Source organism: Paenibacillus sp. FSL H3-0321 (assembly GCF_038002865.1).
Lineage (GTDB): Bacteria > Bacillota > Bacilli > Paenibacillales > Paenibacillaceae > Paenibacillus_AQ.
In genome coordinates, this window is sequence record NZ_JBBODH010000001.1 from 1,023,090 (window position 1) to 1,042,184 (window position 19,095).

Below are 19,095 nucleotides of genomic sequence, written 5' to 3' on the forward strand. Positions count from 1 at the left end.
TAGTGCATCAGCACTGACAAGTGCTAGCCCTTGACTGCCGCTTTTCAGGCATCCAATTTGTAGTTTAAAACAGGGATAGCTGGTTGCTTTCCGGCAGGCCGCGGAAGCAGCCCATCCCGGTCAGCAGCTCAATTACCGTCTTGCTCGCTTTGGATTTCTGCTGGAAATCCTCGATGGAGAGGAACTCTCCGGCATCCTTGGCGGCAGCAATGTTATAGGCGGCATTCTCACCAATTCCCGCCAGTGCAGAGAACGGTGGAATGAGGCTTTTGCCGTCAACAGTAAATTTGTTTGCGTCGGAACGGTACAAATCAATATTTTTGAAAGTAAAACCTCGGGCTGTCATCTCAAGTGCCATTTCAAGAATCGGCAGCATCGCTTTTTCCTTTGGAAGCGCCTGGAAGCCCTTCTGCTCAATTTCTACAATCTGGCGGGCGATGGCTTCATAACCCTGGCAGCACAGTTCTATATCAAAATCAGCCGCCCGCACCGTGAAGTATGTCGCATAATATTCAATGGGATGATACAGCTTGAAGTAGGCGGTACGGACCGCGGAAATAACATAGGCGGCGGCATGCGCCTTCGGGAACATGTACTGGATCTTCAGGCAGGAATCAATGTACCACTGAGGAACCTTGCACTTTTTCATTTCCTCGATCCATTCAGCAGACAGCCCTTTCCCTTTACGTACGCTCTCGGTAATTTTGAAGGCCAGTCCCGCATCCATCCCAGCCTTGTAAATCAGGAACAGCATAATATCATCGCGGCAGCCGATAACTGTCTTGATGTTGCAGGTGTTGTTCTTGATCAGTTCCTGGGCATTGCCGAGCCATACGCCCGTACCATGCGACAGCCCGGAGATTTGCAGCAAGTCGGCAAAGCTGGAAGGCTTCGACTCCACCAGCATCTGGCGGACAAATTTCGTCCCCATTTCCGGAACTCCGTAAGTAGCCACAGGGGTCCGGATCTGGTCAGGCCTTACTTCAAGCGCATCTGTGGAGTTGAACATGCTCATGACCTTCGGATCGTTCATCGGGATGGTTGTAGGGTCCACTCCTGTTAAATCCTGCAGCATCCGCATCATTGTCGGATCATCGTGGCCCAGAATATCGAGCTTGAGCAGGTTGGCATCAAAGGCGTGATAGTCAAAGTGGGTGGTCTTCCATTCCGCATTGACATCATCTGCCGGGAATTGCACTGGTGTAATATCCTCTATCTCCATATAATCCGGCAAAACGACAATACCGCCGGGATGCTGGCCAGTGCTTCGCTTGACCCCGGTGCAGCCTGCGGCCAGACGTCCCACTTCCGCTCCCCGCCAGCGCTTCTGATGATGCTCCTCATATTTCTTCGTGAATCCGAAGGCTGTCTTCTCCGCTACCGTACCGATTGTGCCGGCACGGAAGACGTTGTCCGGACCAAACATCGTTTTGGTAAAGTTATGGGCGTTCGGCTGATATTCACCCGAAAAGTTAAGGTCGATATCGGGAACCTTATCGCCCTTAAAGCCCAGAAACGTTTCAAAGGGTATATCCTGGCCTTCACCCTTGAGCTTGCCGCCACAGTCCGGGCAGACCTTGTCCGGCAGGTCAAAGCCGCTTGGCACGCTACCATCTAGGAACCATTCACTATGCCGGCATTCTGGATTTACACATATATAATGAGCTGGCAGCGGATTTACCTCGGAGATTCCGAGGAAGGTGGCAACTACGGACGAACCTACCGAACCACGGGAACCTACAAGGTAGCCATCCTTGTTCGACTTTTTCACAAGGCGCTCAGAAATCAGATAGTTGGCAGAGAAACCAAATTTGATAATCGGCGCCAGCTCTTTTTCCAGCCGGGCAACGACGACCTCAGGCAATTCCTCACCATAGATTGATTTTGCCGTCTCATAGCAGGTGTTGCGGATTTCGTCATCAGCGCCTTCGATAATCGGCGTAAACAGCTGGTCCGGGAACAGGTCATATTCCTCAAAGCGGTCAGCCAGCTCCACCGTATTGGTGACGACAACTTCCATCGCTTTTTCCGCGCCCAGGAATTCGAATTCGGCCAGCATTTCTTCCGTGGTGCGGAAATGGGCATCCGGCTTGCGCTGGTCTTTGAGCGGGCTAAATCCTGTAATCCCGTGGATCGTAATATCGCGGAACAGCTTGTCCCGCGGCTCCAGATAATGCACATTGCCTGTTGCAATGACCGGCTTGTTCAGCTGTTCGCCGATTTCACAAACCTTGCGCACTACGCCCCGCAAATCCTCTGCGCTGGCCACGAATCCCTTGTCCACCAAATGCATGTACATCGTCAGCGGCTGAATCTCCAGAATATCGTAGAACTGGGCAACCTCCATCGCTTCTTCAGTAGACTTATTGAGCACAGCCTCAAAGAACTCTCCCCGTTCGCAGCCGGAAATGACCAGCAGACCGTCCCTGTGCTCTTCGAGCTTGGACTTAGGAATGCAGGGAACGCGCTTGTAATACTCCGTATGCGACATGGATATCAGCTTGTAAAGGTTCTTCTTGCCGGTCGGGTTGAGTGCATAGATGCCGCAGTGAAACGGCCGGGTGTTCGACAGATCATTGCCTACATAATCATTCAGCCGGTCAAGCCGGGTCATCCCTTTCAGCTTCTCGGCATCAGCCAGCAGACCGTTCAGAATGCCTCCCAGGGCAATGGTATCATCCACCGCACGGTGATGGCTTTCCAGCAGAACCTTATATTTGTCGGCGAGTGTATTCAGCCGGTGGTTCTTCATGCTCGGATACAACAGACGTGCCAGCTCCAACGTATCCAGGGAAGGATTGGGCAGCACAGGCAGACCCAGTTTCACCAGGGAAGCCTGAATGAACCCCATATCAAATCTGGCATTATGGGCAACCAGGATACTGTCGCCTATGAACTCGACGAATTTCTTCAGCACCGGCTCCAAATCAGGAGCGTCCTTAACCATCTCATCAGTAATATTGGTCAGCTGCTGAATATGGTATGGAATTTTCTCATGCGGATTCACGAACGTTGAGTAGCGGTCTATCTCCTGGCCGCCGGTCATTTTAATCGCAGCAAGTTCGGTAATATTATTCCGGGTGATTGACAAACCGGTGGTTTCTATATCAAATACGACATAGGTGGCGGTCTTCAGGTCCAGCGGCTGCGCGTTCTCCACAATATTTACTGAGTCATTCACCACATTGGCCTCGACGCCGTAGATCATTTTGATCTTATGCTTATGTGCAGCATGATTGGCGTCCGGAAAGCTCTGCACAACCCCGTGGTCAGAGACGGCAATTGCCGGGTGCCCCCACTTCGCTGCGGTCTTGACATACGCGTCAATAGGCGCCACTGCGTCCATCGTGCTCATAGTCGTGTGCAAATGGAATTCTACCCGCTTCTGCTTCGCATTATCCTTTCGTGCCGGCGGTGCCGATACTTCGTTCAGATCCGATGGAATCATTACCAGCTCCGGAATCTGCATAAAGCGGTCATATTCAACCTTGCCGCGCGCTCTAACCCATTTGCCGTTGGCCAGTTGGCCCATAACCTTCAGATCTTCTTTGGTCTTCGCAAACATCTTCATTTGCAGAGAATCAGTAAAGTCTGTGATGCAGAAGGTGAACAGGGTATTGCCGTTGCGCAGCTCCTTGCTGTCTAGTCCGAAGATCGTACCCTGAATCGTGATTTTCTTCTCTTCATCCTGAATTTCCAGAATAGGTACAGCCTGCTCCTTGATTTCATATCCGACCTGAAGCTTAATGACTTCATTCGGATCTCCCTCATCAACGGGTTCATCCGGCTCGCTGGCCATCATCATCATTTCAACGAGCTCGCGCTGCTCCTGCTGAAGCTTCTGCTGGAACTCTTCATAAGCATCCGCTTTGCTGTTTTCGTTCTCGGCAATCTGCAGCTTAACTTTCAGGGACAGGCCAAAATATTTATCGTAAAATTTAATAATGGCGCCTTCGATTCCCTTTTTACGGGCCAGCTCTAAAGACATTGAATCATTTAGGCTGAGCAGAAGCGTACTGTCTTGAAGCTCTTGAGTGGAGCGGGTCAGCCAACCGTTGACCGATGGGATCTCGCGCTGCGCCCATTCCAGAAACAAGCCCCAGTATTCCTGTACAAGCTCTGCTCTGCTTACTTTTTCATCATATAGAAACAAGAAGCTGACTTTGGCAATATGCTGCAGCTTCTCACGCATTCTCAAACAAAATGTCCGGTAGGTCTGTGCCGGAACAAGAGTATCTTTGGCAATGACGATGTGCCAGTCCCGGTTACCGCGGCTGATTTCCACACGTTCGATATGCCCGTCCAAAAAGTAGGGATCAATGAGTGCAGGCGGAATCTCTCCCTGCTTCATCAACAGCTCGAATCTTTTTCTTCTTTCCATGTTCTGTTCCATGCTTCCCCCACCTAACTTTTACACAGATAATAAAATCTCCCCGCAAGTGGAAACGGCTTCGCTGTCCTCAAAAGGACGGTATCCGTTTCAGCGAGAAATAGAAGGATAATTTATAGCGTGTAGCATATAAATTCTTATATTTTGAAAAAACCTAATTTCCAAAACCAAAGAAAACATTAGGAAGCCTTGAGTCCACTATTTTAAAAAGCTCCCGGGAGGTGAAAGCATTGGGTTCTTTCGGCCCGCCGACTCCTCTCCCAGAAGCTACATTCAGATACTGAAGAATTATATAGTATTGAGCAAAGAATTAATACGCCTTGGCAAAAACAACCGTATGCGCAGCGGGCTTGCCGCAGCAAATACAGGTATCCTTCTTCACCGCAGGCTCAAACGGAATATTACGGCTGCCTGCACCTGTTTCTTCCTTGACTTTAGACTCGCATTCTTCGGAACCGCACCAGCCTGCCAAAGCAAAACCACGCTGTTCTTCCATCGAATCCTTCATTTCTGCTAACGTATCCACCGAATAGAAGTGGTCCTCACGGAATTTCAATGCACGTTCAAACATTTCATTGTGTACTTGCTCCAGCATGGCATTAACCTCTGCGACAAGGTTCTCCTGCTGGATGATTTTCTTCTCGCCTGTAATACGCGAAACCAGAACACAAACCCCGTTTTCCATATCACGAGGACCTAATTCAAGACGGACTGGCACTCCACGCATTTCGTATTCATTGAATTTCCAGCCTGGAGTAACGTCAGCACGGTCGTCCACACGCACACGGATGCCTGCGTCTTTCAGATCCTTGAACAGCTCGTCCGTCCGGCCAATGACAGCTTCACGGGTCTTAGGAGGTCCGATTGGAATCATGATTACCTGTGTTGGAGCGACCTTAGGCGGCAAAGCCAAACCACGGTCATCCCCGTGCACCATAATAAGCGAGCCGATTAAGCGTGTTGTGGAGCCCCATGAGGTTGTATGAACATATTCCAGCACATTGTCACGGCTTAAATATTGAATATCAAATGCTGTAGCAAACTTGGTTCCCAAATAATGAGAGGTTGCCGCCTGTACAGCTCGTCCATCCTTCATCATGGCTTCTATAGAATACGTGTCAACCGCCCCGGCAAAACGCTCGGAAGGTGTCTTCTGTCCAGTGATGACCGGAATTGCCAAATAGGTCTCGACAAAATCACGGTAATTCTCAAGCATCCGCATCGTTTCCTCACGGGCCTCAGTTTCATTCTCATGCGCCGTATGGCCTTCCTGCCACAGGAACTCTGTGGTACGGATAAACGGCAGCGTACGCTTCTCCCAGCGGACTACGTTGGCCCATTGGTTAATCAATACCGGAAGATCGCGGTAGGATTGAATCCATTTGGAATACATATGCCCGAACATGGTTTCGGAGGTCGGGCGAACCGCCAGACGTTCCTCCAGCACATCACCGCCAGCTTCCGTAACCCAAGGCAGCTCAGGGTTAAAGCCCTCGATATGATCCTTCTCCTTCTGGAAGAAGCTTTCCGGAATAAAGACCGGGAAATAAGCATTACGGTGGCCCGTTGCCTTAAGGCGGCGGTTCATTTCCTCCTGGATATGCTCCCAAATCTCGTATCCCTCCGGTTTGAATACAATACAGCCGCGGACCGGAGAGTAATCCATCAGGTCCGCTTTCTTGATTACATCGATATACCAGCGCGAGAAATCCTCGCTCTGTGGGGTGATTTCCGTAACAAACTGCTTATCTTTTGCCATATGATGGAACTCCTCCTAATGCCCTGCAAAGTGTGGCTTTGGTTTCACAACATCGTTCAAGTCCTTTGCGGGGACTGCCAAAGCTCAAATTCATTCAAGTAAAAATCAACCGGTAATTAGCCGCAGGATATCATTATAGGTAACGGCGATCATGACCAGGAACAGCAAGGCAAATCCGACAAAATGGACCATCCCTTCACGGCTTGGATCTACCGGCTTGCCGCGAAGTGCTTCTACACCCAGGAAGACTAGACGGCTTCCGTCAAGCGCAGGGATCGGCAGCAGGTTAAAAATACCGAGGTACAGGCTTAGAATAGCCGCCCAATAGGTCAAGTATTGAATGCCTTGCTGAGCGATTTGCCCCGTCATCTTCGCTGTTCCGACCGGACCCGAAATATCATCCATATTAAAGTTATTAATCAGTGTTTTAAAACTAACAAAAATCGTTTTGGTCCAATCCACCATGGCTGTTCCTGATTTAGTAATGGTCTCGCCAAAACCGGGCTGCCGTGTAGGCAACTCAGGAGTGATCCCCACTTTGCCGCCTTCTTCGCCCTCCATACTGCGGGGAATCATGGCCACATTAAAGGTTTCATCGCCACGCTGCAACGTCCACTGCATCTCTTTACCTTTGGAGGCGGAAGTTAATGAAATCATCTTCTGGTAGTCTCCGCCAATCTGTTCTCCGTTAATAGAGACGACAATGTCACCTTTTTGCACTCCGGCTTCCTGAGCCGGCATGCCTTCGCTGAGATCTCCAATCTTCACAAAGGTTGGATTCTCAATGACGATACCAGCCATCTGCAGATGTACTGCAAAAAGCACAAAAGCAAGCAGAAAGTTCATCACCGGCCCGGCAACGATGGCCAAAGCACGCTGACCTACAGTTTTACTGCCGAATTGACGGTCTTTGGGCGCAATCTGAGTCTGCTGTCCCCGTTTGATCATCATTGCCTGTGGATGAACATCATAAGTAGTGACATCTCCATCGACATCAAGGCGGATCTTCAGCTCGTTCTCAAGGTCGGTATATTGCGCTTCCCCACGGATTACATTTCTGCGGGTATCGAGCGCGTCTAGAAAGATGCTTTTAACTTTGTTATCCTGTCCCAGTCTTACGGCAATCGTCTGCCCTGGACCGATCTCAATAATTTCGGGATCTTCACCGGCCATCCGTGCATAACCGCCAAAAGGCAGCAGGCGAAGCGTGAACTGGGTTTCATTGCGTTTATAAGAAAACAGTTTCGGACCGAAACCGATAGCAAATTCTCTTACAAGGATACCCGCGCGTTTGGCAAAATAATAATGCCCCCATTCATGCACGGTCACCAAAACAAAGAACATGAACACCGTTAAAAAGACGACTCTTACCATTTCCATGCGTTACATTCCCCCTTAAGGTGTAAGACCGAAGTATGTCCTCTTAATTTATCATTATTCCAAGGCCCTGCACAAGAGAATCAACTGTCCCACCCAATTTTTCAGGGCAAAGCAAATATTTCCATTTTCCAAATACATAAAGTGATTTATTTAAAGTTTAGCTGCAAGCTCCCGGGTCATCTCATCGCAATGCTGAATCTGCTGTAAATCCGGTTGATTGACATTCACCAGGCGCTGGAGCACTTCTTCAATAATCTCTTCAATACGCAGGAAGGGAATCTCATGCCGGAGAAAACGGGCAACTGCAATTTCATTAGCCGCGTTAAAGGCTGTGGTTGCCGTCCCCCCCGCTTTCCCGCATTCAATCGCCAGCTTCAAGGCTGGAAACCGTACAAAATCCATTTCCCGGAAAGTTAGGCGTCCTATTGCGGCAAGTGACAGCCGCGCGGCAGGCGATTCCCAACGTTCCGGATAGGTCAGCGCATATTGGATCGGGACCCGCATATCCGGATTTCCGAGCTGGGCGACAATACTGCTGTCCCGGAATTCTACATAGGAGTGAATGATACTCTCCGGATGCAGCAGGACATTTATCTGCTCATAGGGCAGACCGAACAGCCAATGCGCTTCAATGACCTCAAGTCCTTTGTTAACCATGGTTGCCGAATCAATTGTTATTTTGGCTCCCATACTCCAGTTGGGGTGGCGAAGCGCATCCTCTACGGAAACCTTCTTCAGCTGCTCGCGGGTGTAATCACGGAAAGACCCGCCAGAGGCGGTGATGGTAATGCTGGAAACATCCTCGCGGTTCTCACCGTTCAGACATTGAAAAATTGCGGAGTGCTCACTGTCGATGGGCAGCAGCTTAACACCTTTACGGTTGGCAAGCTCGGTGACCAAATGCCCTGCCGTGACAAGCGTTTCCTTATTGGCTAGCCCAATATGCCGTCCGGCTTCGATCGCGGCAAGCGTTGACTGCAAGCCCACGCTGCCCACCACTGCTGTGACGACCGTATCAGCGTCCCCACCCGCAGCAATTTCTACCAATCCCTCACTTCCGTAAAAAAGCTCAATACCGGAAGGCAGCTCCGGTCTGATCTGCTCAGCGAGTTCTTTCGTGGACACTGATACTCGGCGAGGCTGAAAGCGGCGGACCTGCTCCAGAAGCAGGGCGGTATTACTCCCTGCAGCCAAACCATCAACATCAAAAGAGTCCGGATGCATTGCAACTACATCCAGTGTTTGAGTGCCGATCGAGCCGGTAGATCCGAGAACACTTATTTTCTTCATATGTGAACCTTCTTTCCCGTCGTTTTAATAGTAAGGCATAAGCATTACGATATGTACGAAAGGAAATACGATAATCCAGCTGTCGCAGCGGTCAAGAATTCCTCCATGACCTGGCAGCAGCGAGCCTGAATCCTTAATACCGTACACCCGTTTATAGGCAGATTGTACAAGATCTCCAAGCTGACCGAGCACAGCGCAGGACAAACCGATAAGCAGCGCGCGTCCGTAAGTCAGCAGATCAGGAACAAATATCGCGAAAACAATGGAAATTACGATAGAGATCACTACCCCGCCAAGGGCTCCCTCTACCGTTTTATTGGGGCTGATTGCTGGCCAGAGCTTATTTCTCCCAATGCTTCTCCCTACAAAATAAGCACCTGCGTCACTGCCCCAAATGCAGCACAACAAAAGGAAGGTCCAGAAGAGCCCATGACCGTCGCTCGCAGCTCGGGCCACAGCCATATAGGAAAAGCCCATTCCTATGTATACAATCCCTGTGAACAGGAGTGAAGTAATCTTAATATCCTGTTTATTCTTACTGAATACCGTCACCAGCAGGAACAGCAGCAGCAGAAGCCATATACCTTGTTCCCAGGACAGCCATGGATTCACTCCGAGCAGGCTCCAAGGAATCATGTAGCAGGCTACAGCAGCATAACCAAGTATCGCAGTACCACCAAACACCCGGACACCTGTCATTTTAACAAATTCATAAAACCCGATGAGCGCCATACCGGCAAGCAAAAGCTGATAAGCCCAGCCGCCCAAAAAACACAATCCCAAAAACACTGCTCCGGCAACAATTCCGGTAATCAATCGCTGCTTCAAAGATTTCCATCTCCCATCAGGCTACTTCAGTCCACCATAACGGCGTGTGCGTCTCTGGTACTCCGCTACAGCCTGCAGCAAGTGCGTTTTATCAAACTCCGGCCAGAACACGTCTGTAAACCAGAGCTCACTGTAAGCGACCTGCCAGAGCATAAAGTTGCTGAGCCGCATCTCTCCACTGGTCCGGATCAGCAGATCCGGATCTGGCAGCCCGCCTGATAACAGTCGGCTGTCGATCAGCTCCGATGTAATCTCCTCCGGGGACAGCAGGCCTGCTTGGATATCCTGACCCAATCCGCGCATGCAATCCTCGATTTCTTTACGTCCTCCGTAATTCAGGGCAAAATTTAGTATAAGTCCAGTATTCCCTTGTGTCCGGGCAACGGCTTCTTCCATCGCCTTCCGGGTATGTGTAGGCAAAGCATCGGTATCACCCATCACGCGCACTTGTACGTTTTTCTCAATCAGCTCGTCCAATTCAAGGGCCAGGAACTCCACAGGCAAACGCATCAGGAAGTCAACTTCATCCTTAGGACGTTTCCAGTTCTCTGTAGAAAAAGCGTACATGGTCAAAAACTCAACGCCCAGGTCGTTGGCGGCAATTGTTGCACGTTTTACAGCTTTCATTCCATTCTGATGGCCGACAATGCGTGGCAAACCACGCCGTTTAGCCCAGCGTCCATTGCCGTCCATAATTACAGCCACATGCCGGGGAATGTTGTCCGGTGAAATCTCGACTGGCTGTGGCTCCTGCCTGTCTTTACGGCTCAGCCATGCTTGAATCCGTTTGATCATTTCCGTTTCCTCCAAGCTCTTATCAGAAAGAGACAAACCCCACCATAAACGGAGGGGCCCTGAAGTCTCTTGATTGTCATTATACTTCCATAATCTCTTTTTCTTTGGACAAGAGCACCTTATCAACTTCAGCTATGAACTTATCCGTTGATTTCTGAATATCTTCTTGGTGTCCGTGTGATTCATCTTCGGAGATGCCGTTCTTCTCCATTTTCTTGATATCATCGTTGGCATCGCGGCGGATGTTGCGGATGGCTACCTTTGCTTCCTCACCGAACTTTTTGGTGAACTTCACAAGCTCAGTACGGCGTTCCTCGGTTAGCGCAGGGATGGACAAACGGATGATTGTACCGTCGTTAGCCGGTGTAAGTCCCAGATCGGACTTCATAATTGCCCGTTCAATGTCGGAAAGCGATGATCTGTCCCAAGGCTGAATCAGCAGCGTCCGTGAATCTGGTGTGCTGATGTTGGCCAACTGGTTGACAGGGGTAGGTGCACCATAATATTCAACTTGAATGCGATCCAGCAGCGCTGTCGAAGCGCGTCCCGCCCGCAATGAGGCCAAATCACGTTTCAGCGATAAAATCGCTTTTTCCATACGCTCTTCGGCATTTTTCTTGACCGCTTGTGGCATTAATCTACACTCCCTTTAACAATCGTCCCGATCTTCTCACCGAGAACGACACGTTTGATATTGCCTTGCTCTGTAATAGCAAACACAATGAGCGGTATATTATTATCCATGCACAGAGAGGATGCAGTGGAATCCATGACGCCAAGATTTTTGTTCAGCACATCCATGTAGGTCAGCTGCTCGTATTTCTCGGCAGTACTGTCTTTGAAAGGATCTGCTGAGTAGACACCGTCCACTTTATTCTTCGCCATCAGGATAACTTCTGCTTCAATCTCAGCTGCTCTGAGAGCTGCCGTCGTATCCGTCGAGAAGAAGGGGTTACCCGTTCCTGCGGCAAAGATTACCACGCGTCCTTTCTCCAAATGGCGAATGGCACGGCGGCGGATGTACGGCTCAGCAATCTGCTGCATCGAAATGGAGGTCTGCACCCGGGTAGGAACATCGATTTGCTCCAATGCATCCTGCAGTGCAAGTGAGTTCATCACTGTTGCCAGCATCCCCATGTAGTCGGCTGTTGCACGGTCTATACCGCTTGCGCTTCCTGCGATTCCGCGCCAGATATTGCCTCCGCCGCAAACAATAGCGACTTGAACTCCAAGCTCAACAACTTCCTTGACCTGCTCTGCGATGGAAATAATCGTCTCGGCATCAATGCCATATCCGTTTTGTCCTGATAGTGACTCACCGCTTACCTTAAGGACTACTCTTTTAAATACCGGCTGTTCCAAATGTATACCCTCACTTTCTTACAAAAGACGGAACACGATTGTGCCTGTGTTCCGTTCATTTGATGCTTGCATTATTCAGTTCAATGAAGTTGTAATCCGACTTGCTTCTTATTGATTAACTTGCGCCATTACTTCTTCAACAAAGTTGTCGACTTTCTTTTCCAGACCTTCGCCCAGTTCAAAACGAACAAAACGACGGATGGAGATGTTTTCACCAATAGTGCTGATTTTTTCGTTCAGCAGCTGGGAAATGGTTTTGTCCGGATCTTTAACGAAGGGTTGCTCAAGCAAACAATATTCTTCGTAGAACTTGCTGATACGGCCTTCAACCATTTTTTCAACGATTTTCTCAGGCTTGCCTTCATTAAGCGCTTGTGCCTTCAGAATTTCTTTTTCTTTCTCTACAGCTTCTGCCGGAACTTCTTCACGACGAACATACAGCGGGTTAGCTGCAGCAATTTGCATTGCGATATCGCGTGCAAACTCTTTGAAGGAATCCGTTTTACCTACGAAGTCAGTTTCGCAGTTGATTTCTACAAGTACTCCAATACGTCCGCCAGCATGGATGTAAGATTCTACTGTACCTTCAGTAGCGATACGTCCAGCTTTGTTAGCTGCTGCGGAAAGGCCTTTTTCACGAAGCAATTCAGCGGCTTTGGTGATGTCATTGTTAGCTTCTTCAAGCGCCTTTTTGCAATCCAGCATCCCTGCGCCTGTTCTTTCACGAAGTTCCTTTACTGCTTTTGCATCTACTGCCATTGTTATTCCCTCCAGATAATTGTCATTTTATACCATTTTGGTCCATTATCCTAAAAAAAGGGCAGTGAGAGGTTATCCACCTGCCAACCACCCTTTTCATTTAAGTTCTTGTTTGATTCCGGCTACTATTTAAGCAGTAGTTGTGTCTTCGCCCTGGTGAGCTTCGACAACGGCATCAGCCATTTTACCAGTAAGCAATTTCACGGCGCGGATTGCGTCGTCGTTGCCCGGGATAACATAGTCGATTTCGTCCGGATCACAGTTAGTATCAACGATAGCCACGATAGGAATACCCAATTTGCGAGCTTCCGCAACAGCGATGCGCTCTTTACGCGGGTCGATAATGAACAGCGCGCTTGGCAGGCCTTTCATGTTCTTGATACCGCCCAGGAATTTTTCAAGACGATCTTTCTCTTTGCGGAGAAGGATTACTTCTTTCTTAGGCAGAACTGCGAAGGTACCGTCTTCTTCCCAAGCTTCCAGTTTCTTCAGGCGATCAATACGCTTCTGAATAGTTTGGAAGTTAGTCAGGGTACCACCCAGCCAACGTTGGTTAATGAAGAACATACCCGAACGTTCAGCTTCTTCTTTTACGGAATCTTGAGCTTGTTTCTTTGTTCCTACGAACAGGATTGTGCCGTTGTCGCCAGCGACGCTTTTTACAAAGTTGTAAGCTTCCTCTACCTTTTTAACCGTTTTTTGCAGGTCAATAATGTAAATTCCGTTTCTTTCAGTGAAGATATAACGATCCATCTTTGGATTCCAACGACGAGTCTGATGACCGAAGTGTACCCCAGCTTCGAGAAGCTGCTTCATGGAAATTACTGCCATCTTCACACACCTCCTAGTTTTGGTTTATTGTGTGTCTCCTCCGCCGCGTGTCATTTTTCTACAAGACTTTCTTCAGAAGAAAGCACCCCTTGTCGAAATCAACCGGCGTGTGTTTTAACACCGTCAATTACTATACCATAATAAAATAATGTATGCAACGATTCATGAAAAGTTTTGTGAATTTCAAAGTTCTAAGATAAATTATTTCACTGTAATCAGCTTGTCAATGATAACATTATTGCTCTCACCTTTAGTAAAGCTGTACCGTCCATATTGAATTTTCGTATTGGCTTTACGGCTTACTGCTGTCTGAAGAAACTTATTCTTATCCGTAATTACACCTGCTTTGACCAGCAAATCGGCAGTTTCCGTAAGTGTGCTGCCGGTAGGAATTGTAACCGATATCGAGCCGTTTACGGCAACCTCCGGAGTTGCTGGCGCAACTGGGGCACTGGATGGTTTCTTCTCGCTTGCCGGCTTTGACGGGGTAGCTGGTTCAGAAGGAGCAGCGGCAGCGCTTGGCTCCACCGCCGCTTGCGGCGTAGAAGCAGGCGAAGCTGGAGCGGCGGATACAGTTGCTGACGGAACAACCGCAGCTGTCCCCTCTTTCCCTGCTCCATCTGTTACCTCTCCTGTCTCGCCTGTATTACTAGTGGCAATAGGTGTTGCACTCGGATCGGTTACGGTAAGGTTCAGCTTCGCAGCTTCCTTGATTAGCTTCTCCTTGGACAAGGGAGCAGCCCCCCCGGTGATCATCACTTGCAGCAGCAATGCTCCTGCAATCAGGCCTGTACCTAGTCCGAACATGAAGGAACGATTCTTGATCATCCGGTTTCCTCCTGCTTGGCCAGCTGCAGAATCAGTTGAACCTCTCCACGCTGAAGTCCTGCTGTCTTAGCGATAGCGTCAATAGACTTACCTTGCTCATGCAGCTCGAACAATCGCGGATAACGCAATTTGATCGAGTTGACCGGCTTTGGTTTCGGCTCCGGCTGTTCTGCAGCGTGCTCTGTTGAAGGCGGTCTCACAGCTTCTGAAGCGCGGCTGGCTGAAGATTCCTTGGCAAATGAAGCTGTTAGCTGCAGCAGGCCCTTTTCTTCAGCCGTCAGACGCGTTTCAAGCAGCATAGAGTTCTTTTGCAGATCGGCAACTTGCTCCCGAAGTGAATCGACCTCCTCCTGCATTGCTGTTCTGTTGTTCTGGGATTGCTGTTTGATGCTGCTGACAAGCTGCAGCATTTTATCATTTTCCCGCTCGATGTCCGCCATATATAGTTCAAGCGCCGCTTCTGTTTCCTTTAGACTCTGCTTATCGGCTGAGTCTTCTTTTGCACGCGCCGGCAGTCTCAGGGCATAAACGATAGCGACAGCGCCTACCAGCACGATATATACCCATGGTTGCAAGTGCCCTATCTCCTTTTACATATCAAATTATATCCTCTCAGAGACTGAGATCGATCCGTCGGCCCTTATAGGGATGTTCAGCGTCGTGAGACGTCTGCTGTTTCTCTTGTTGATGGGAAGAGGACTGACTTCCCGCATGATTTCCCTGGCTATCATCATTGCGCAGCGCAGATTCCGCAGATTCGTCAACCTCAGTGCTGCGATGGGCCAGCTCCGAGCTCTGCTTGACATTCTGTCCTGCGAGCTGCTGCTGATCTACAGCAGGACGATGCTGCAGCCCATGCTGGACTTTGCCCGCGTCAGTTGTCCGGGGCAGGGCAATCTGCAATTCCACCGGTTTCAGACTCATAGCAACCCTCTTCTCATAAGTAGAAACGGACGGGCCGTCCCAAGATTCGCAAATCCTTCCGAAGCCTGCTGTATTTAGACATCAAGGATGGCCGGCCGCCTGTCGCTGCCCGCCTGATTAAACGTACGGCGCCAAAGTGATATCGCCTTCACTATAAATAAATACAACCCGTTCCGTAGGATCCTTGACAAAACGTGTATATCTGCCAATTACGATTTTGGAACCTCCGTAGATGGTCTTAACTACTTCCACCCTGGCTCTAACCGTATCCTCGAGCATTCTTTCAATTTCCAGTACACGCTCTTTAATGCGCTTCTCCTCACGCATATGCGATTGCTTGGTGGCGTTCAGCTTGACGCGCAATGCCACCTTATCAGGAGCAAGCTGACCATTGTTCGCCAATTGATTCAGCAGGTACAGCGCTTTGTTGGTTTTGTCCTCATTTTCAAGCAGTTGCCGCAGCTCCAGGCGCAGATCGTTAATCTCATTTCGGAGTTCTGGTACAACGCCAACCTCAATGGCCGTCGCCGTAGACATCGTATTTCCGATGGTTCTTGCTACAACTCTTTCACCGGCTTGTACAACACCACCTACTATAAGTCCCTTTGAACCATTACAAAGCACATCCCGGCCAGCCCGGATATTAGAATGCATAATACTTTGCGAAACGATAACATCCTCTCCGGCGACGACATTTCCATCCTGGATGAACGATACTTTTACATTTTTGCCTGCACTGACGAGTCCCTTGTTATATCCGATAATTCCGCCGGCAATCTCGATCGATCCCCCGGATATCAGTTCAGCACCTTCCACTCCGCCAACCACACGGATATCTCCGGCAGATTTAACCGTAAACCCGGTCAAGACGTTGCCGCGAATAACAACTGTCCCTACAAAATCAATATTTCCCGTACTGTAATCAACATCACCGTTGACTTCATAAACCGGGAAAACATTGACCTTGCCCTTCTCCGTCAGAGTAACGAGTCCGTCCATCGCGGCATACATCGAAGTTTCATCTTGATCGATCAGAACATTTTTGCCGACTTTAAAGTGGGCATCTTTTCCCGCTTTATACGGAATTTCCTCGCCGGTAACCGTATTGCCGCTTTTGCCGGGCATTGGCAGAATTTTTCTGGCAATCAACTGGCCTTTCTTAACATTGTGAAGCCGGACCAGGTCCTTATAATCGACCTTGCCGTCAGCTTTTTCTAGCGGTTTGCGGTCCTCTTCCATATCGATAGTAAGGACTACCCGCCCATCCGTACCATTCACCGCGGGATCACCAATAGCAATTGGTACCCTGTTGAAGAAATACTCTTCTGGATTGCTGCTGATTCGCTGTACAATATCCCGCTGAATACCGTAACGAATATTGTGACTGTTTAGGAAGCTTTCGAGATCTTCACTCGAACAGGAGAAGTTTTCATCCTTCTTGGAAAATTGGAGGTACGCAATCCCTTTATCCTCCGAAAACGTGATACTCACGTACTGGTTCAAAGCATAATTACCGATCAATTTTGCTCCCCCTTGTCACCGTCGCCCGGTTAATCGTTTTGCATGAGAAGATCGCGATTTTTCTCAAGTGTTCCTCTCAGCCGCAAAATAGCTTTTGAATGAAGCTGCGAAATCCGTGAAGGCGACAGTGACATCACCTCGGCGATCTCGCTTAATGATAAATCTTCATAATATAAAAGGGACACAACGGTCCTTTCTTTCACCGTTAGTTTCTCGATGCCTTTAGTGAGCGTATCGCGCAAATAAAACTCATTTACTTTGCGATCCGGATTTTTGGCTTTATCATCCACGAGGATGGACAAGCGTGTCTCTGATTCTTCCTCGCGAATAGGATCCTCTAGTGAGCAGAGCGACATTACTGCTACGTCCTGCAGCATATTCTGAAATTCCGTCTCCGAAACATTCAGATATTCGCTCATTTCCTCGTCACTGACTGATCTTAGGTATTTCTGCTCCAGCTGCTGGTAAGCATCTTCGATTTTTTTGGCTTTCTCCCTCACGGACCTGGGAACCCAGTCGCTCTGGCGCAATGAATCAAGAATCGCTCCACGTACACGCCAGGAAGCATAAGTCTGAAACTGGAGTCCCCGCTTATAGTCGAATTTCTCGATGGCATCAATCAAACCCATGACACCGTTGCTGGCCAAATCATCTTTAGATACATTTTTAGGTAATCCGACTGCCAAGCGGCTGGACACGTAATCTACAATATGGAGGTAATTCTCAATCAGCTTTTTTTTGGCTTCGGGATTACCTTGCTCTTTCCACTGTTCCCAGAGCCCGTCAGTTTCCGATTGAGAAGCTTTATGCTCGTTCAACGGCTTTCACCCTTCCCAAAGTTTAGTCAGCGGGCATAACACGGAACAGGTGAGCCACTTCCGCAATAGCACACGCTTATTCTTCTTTCAGGTGACGAACGGCCTTGGCCAATTCTTCAGGATCTTTCATAGAGACCAGTTTAGGCGGCTGCAGCGGTGTAAAACCTTCACTGCTTCCGCTTTCTTCGGCCGGCTTCGGTTTCAGCAGGTTTATTAATTCTTCATCCTCATCCGGAGTAATGACATCAAAATTACCACCCAGCGCCTCGTTGCCCTCTAAGTTTGTCTCAGCATCTTCTGGCTCTGCGGACTGTCCAGCAATAAAACCCAATACCCATCTTAAGAGGAATGCAAGCACAAACCAAATAATAAATCCAAAACTGGCCCGAATTAAACTTGTTCCAAGTAAATTATGCCCATAGTTCACAAAAAAGGTAAACAAAAATCCTATCGCTCCGACGATGATGTTCACTACTATTTTTCTGCTCATGGTTATATTTCCCTAGTGCCTTTTTGCACGCTGCGGATATAGAGTATACCGGTACTGCAGGAAATTTCAATGGTGCGGCCAAAATTGCCGCCCGTGTCCTCAGCAATCAAAGGGATCTTTAGCGCCTCCAAAGCAAGCTTACAGGATTCCACATTACGAGGCCCGATCCTCATGGTGTCATTCCCCCCGGCAAAGGCAAACATTTGAGAGCCTCCGGCCATCTTGGCCACGATCCGGCTGCGCATTGCTCCAAGTGTAAGCAAGCGGTTCAGAAGCTCCGGCACTGCGGTATCTGCAAATTTGGCAATGTTCATTTGTCCCTCACGTGCAATATCCGACGAAGGCAGCATCACATGCGCCATCCCCGCCAGCTTCTTCCCGGGATCAAACAATGTAAGCCCCACGCAGGAACCAAGACCTGTTGTGCGCACAAGGCTGTCTTGGCTTCCTACATTAAGATCTGCCATACCTACTTTAATAATGCTTTGTTCTTCAATCATTATCAAACGGTACTCCTAATGATTTAAAGATCTTCGGGAATGATTCTGGATCGGGAATAAGAAAGAACTGTCCTTCAATTTCGTCCTTGCCTTCCAGGAAAGTCGTGTCGATCAGCAAAGCATCATCGCCCATCTGACCGAACTGCAGCAGACCGTAGCCCAGAATGGCCCCGGCCATGTCCATGGCCAGTGCAGGTACTGTAGGGTACATGGAAAGCGAGGTGAAGTCGGCAAGGGAAGACAGGTAAGACCCGGCAAGAATGTTGCCAATTTCATTCAAAGCCGAAAGCTCCATTTCACCCAGCTCCTGCTCGGGAGAAATCTCAATACCGGCAACCCGGTTAAGCAGGCTTATAGCCGCTTCCGGAGTAAGAATGAAAAAGAGATTGCCCGGTGCTTCACCCTCGACCCGCAGGAAAACTGCATATACCAGTTCTTCTGCTCCTCCGACCTTTTCAGTGATTTCTTCAAAGCTCAGCAGCTGCACTTTCGGAACAGCCATATCGATCGGCTTGCCAAGAAGCTGAGATAACGCGGTGGCGGCGTTACCAGCTCCAATGTTGCCCACTTCCTTAAGGACATCCATTTTAAAATCTTTGAAGTTTTTGAAAAGCTCCATA

The 19,095-nt window shown here is 49.0% G+C and carries 18 protein-coding genes; all 18 read right to left on the reverse strand.

Annotation, left to right across the window (positions count from 1 at the left end):
- Positions 1–64: 64 nt before the first annotated feature.
- The 18 genes from MHI45_RS04330 to MHI45_RS04415 all read right to left on the reverse strand — a co-directional run bounded on the left by MHI45_RS04330 (position 65) and on the right by MHI45_RS04415 (position 19,094).
- Positions 65–4,393, reverse strand: coding sequence for a PolC-type DNA polymerase III (locus MHI45_RS04330; protein ID WP_076110086.1), 4,329 nt, complete (start codon positions 4,391–4,393; stop codon positions 65–67).
- A gap of 307 nt (positions 4,394–4,700) precedes the next feature.
- Positions 4,701–6,149 (reverse strand): proline--tRNA ligase, encoded by a 1,449-nt coding sequence (proS, locus tag MHI45_RS04335; RefSeq protein WP_038593433.1) that lies wholly within the window; start codon positions 6,147–6,149, stop codon positions 4,701–4,703.
- Between the two features lie 105 nt (positions 6,150–6,254).
- Positions 6,255–7,529, reverse strand: coding sequence for an RIP metalloprotease RseP (gene rseP, locus MHI45_RS04340; RefSeq protein ID WP_038593436.1), 1,275 nt, complete (start codon positions 7,527–7,529; stop codon positions 6,255–6,257).
- A gap of 150 nt (positions 7,530–7,679) precedes the next feature.
- Positions 7,680–8,819, reverse strand: coding sequence for a 1-deoxy-D-xylulose-5-phosphate reductoisomerase (locus MHI45_RS04345; protein WP_076110087.1), 1,140 nt, complete (start codon positions 8,817–8,819; stop codon positions 7,680–7,682).
- A gap of 24 nt (positions 8,820–8,843) precedes the next feature.
- The gene (locus tag MHI45_RS04350) at positions 8,844–9,647 is read right to left on the reverse strand and encodes a phosphatidate cytidylyltransferase (RefSeq protein ID WP_076110088.1); all 804 of its coding nucleotides are present in this window, start codon (positions 9,645–9,647) and stop codon (positions 8,844–8,846) included.
- A gap of 21 nt (positions 9,648–9,668) precedes the next feature.
- Positions 9,669–10,442: an isoprenyl transferase gene (locus MHI45_RS04355; protein ID WP_038593442.1), complete on the reverse strand. Its 774-nt coding sequence runs from the start codon at positions 10,440–10,442 to the stop codon at positions 9,669–9,671.
- A 79-nt stretch (positions 10,443–10,521) separates the two neighbouring features.
- Positions 10,522–11,076: a ribosome recycling factor gene (gene frr, locus MHI45_RS04360; RefSeq protein ID WP_038593444.1), complete on the reverse strand. Its 555-nt coding sequence runs from the start codon at positions 11,074–11,076 to the stop codon at positions 10,522–10,524.
- Positions 11,076–11,804, reverse strand: coding sequence for a UMP kinase (pyrH, locus tag MHI45_RS04365; protein ID WP_038593446.1), 729 nt, complete (start codon positions 11,802–11,804; stop codon positions 11,076–11,078). The genes frr and pyrH overlap by 1 nt, the downstream gene beginning before the upstream one ends.
- Before the next feature lie 108 nt (positions 11,805–11,912).
- Positions 11,913–12,563 carry a translation elongation factor Ts gene (gene tsf / locus MHI45_RS04370; protein ID WP_038593448.1) on the reverse strand — a complete coding sequence of 217 codons (651 nt, stop codon included), beginning with the start codon at positions 12,561–12,563 and terminating at the stop codon, positions 11,913–11,915.
- 129 nt (positions 12,564–12,692) lie between these two features.
- Positions 12,693–13,394, reverse strand: coding sequence for a 30S ribosomal protein S2 (rpsB, locus tag MHI45_RS04375; protein WP_036692565.1), 702 nt, complete (start codon positions 13,392–13,394; stop codon positions 12,693–12,695).
- A 201-nt stretch (positions 13,395–13,595) separates the two neighbouring features.
- Positions 13,596–14,222 (reverse strand): endolytic transglycosylase MltG, encoded by a 627-nt coding sequence (locus MHI45_RS04380; RefSeq protein WP_076110089.1) that lies wholly within the window; start codon positions 14,220–14,222, stop codon positions 13,596–13,598.
- Positions 14,219–14,797 (reverse strand): hypothetical protein, encoded by a 579-nt coding sequence (locus MHI45_RS04385; protein WP_076110090.1) that lies wholly within the window; start codon positions 14,795–14,797, stop codon positions 14,219–14,221. The genes MHI45_RS04380 and MHI45_RS04385 overlap by 4 nt, the downstream gene beginning before the upstream one ends.
- A gap of 37 nt (positions 14,798–14,834) precedes the next feature.
- The gene (locus tag MHI45_RS04390; RefSeq protein ID WP_038593454.1) at positions 14,835–15,146 is read right to left on the reverse strand and encodes a hypothetical protein; all 312 of its coding nucleotides are present in this window, start codon (positions 15,144–15,146) and stop codon (positions 14,835–14,837) included.
- A 117-nt stretch (positions 15,147–15,263) separates the two neighbouring features.
- Positions 15,264–16,667 (reverse strand): DUF342 domain-containing protein, encoded by a 1,404-nt coding sequence (locus tag MHI45_RS04395; RefSeq protein ID WP_076110091.1) that lies wholly within the window; start codon positions 16,665–16,667, stop codon positions 15,264–15,266.
- Positions 16,668–16,696: 29 nt separating this feature from the next.
- Positions 16,697–17,485: a FliA/WhiG family RNA polymerase sigma factor gene (locus MHI45_RS04400; RefSeq protein WP_076110092.1), complete on the reverse strand. Its 789-nt coding sequence runs from the start codon at positions 17,483–17,485 to the stop codon at positions 16,697–16,699.
- A 76-nt stretch (positions 17,486–17,561) separates the two neighbouring features.
- Positions 17,562–17,975, reverse strand: coding sequence for a hypothetical protein (locus tag MHI45_RS04405; protein ID WP_076110093.1), 414 nt, complete (start codon positions 17,973–17,975; stop codon positions 17,562–17,564).
- Positions 17,976–17,977: 2 nt separating this feature from the next.
- Complete coding sequence (locus tag MHI45_RS04410; RefSeq protein WP_076110094.1) at positions 17,978–18,475, reverse strand: chemotaxis protein CheD; 498 nt, start codon at positions 18,473–18,475, stop codon at positions 17,978–17,980.
- A complete protein-coding gene (locus tag MHI45_RS04415) occupies positions 18,468–19,094 on the reverse strand; it encodes a chemotaxis protein CheC (protein WP_038593470.1) in 627 nt (208 codons plus the stop codon). Before MHI45_RS04415 ends, MHI45_RS04410 begins: the two co-directional genes overlap by 8 nt.
- Between the last annotated feature and the right edge of the window lies 1 nt (position 19,095).

Excerpts from the sequence above, each read along its gene's own strand:
- MHI45_RS04330 (WP_076110086.1), bottom strand. The coding sequence starts at position 4,393 with ATGGAACAGAACATGGAAAGAAGAAAAAGATTCGAGCTGTTGATGAAG.
- proS (WP_038593433.1), bottom strand. The coding sequence starts at position 6,149 with ATGGCAAAAGATAAGCAGTTTGTTACGGAAATCACCCCACAGAGCGAG.
- rseP (WP_038593436.1), bottom strand. The coding sequence starts at position 7,529 with ATGGAAATGGTAAGAGTCGTCTTTTTAACGGTGTTCATGTTCTTTGTT.
- MHI45_RS04345 (WP_076110087.1), bottom strand. The coding sequence starts at position 8,819 with ATGAAGAAAATAAGTGTTCTCGGATCTACCGGCTCGATCGGCACTCAA.
- MHI45_RS04355 (WP_038593442.1), bottom strand. The coding sequence starts at position 10,442 with ATGATCAAACGGATTCAAGCATGGCTGAGCCGTAAAGACAGGCAGGAG.
- frr (WP_038593444.1), bottom strand. The coding sequence starts at position 11,076 with ATGCCACAAGCGGTCAAGAAAAATGCCGAAGAGCGTATGGAAAAAGCG.
- tsf (WP_038593448.1), bottom strand. The coding sequence starts at position 12,563 with ATGGCAGTAGATGCAAAAGCAGTAAAGGAACTTCGTGAAAGAACAGGC.
- rpsB (WP_036692565.1), bottom strand. The coding sequence starts at position 13,394 with ATGGCAGTAATTTCCATGAAGCAGCTTCTCGAAGCTGGGGTACACTTC.
- MHI45_RS04380 (WP_076110089.1), bottom strand. The coding sequence starts at position 14,222 with ATGATCAAGAATCGTTCCTTCATGTTCGGACTAGGTACAGGCCTGATT.
- MHI45_RS04390 (WP_038593454.1), bottom strand. The coding sequence starts at position 15,146 with ATGAGTCTGAAACCGGTGGAATTGCAGATTGCCCTGCCCCGGACAACT.
- MHI45_RS04405 (WP_076110093.1), bottom strand. The coding sequence starts at position 17,975 with ATGAGCAGAAAAATAGTAGTGAACATCATCGTCGGAGCGATAGGATTT.
- MHI45_RS04410 (WP_076110094.1), bottom strand. The coding sequence starts at position 18,475 with ATGATTGAAGAACAAAGCATTATTAAAGTAGGTATGGCAGATCTTAAT.
- MHI45_RS04415 (WP_038593470.1), bottom strand. The coding sequence starts at position 19,094 with ATGGAGCTTTTCAAAAACTTCAAAGATTTTAAAATGGATGTCCTTAAG.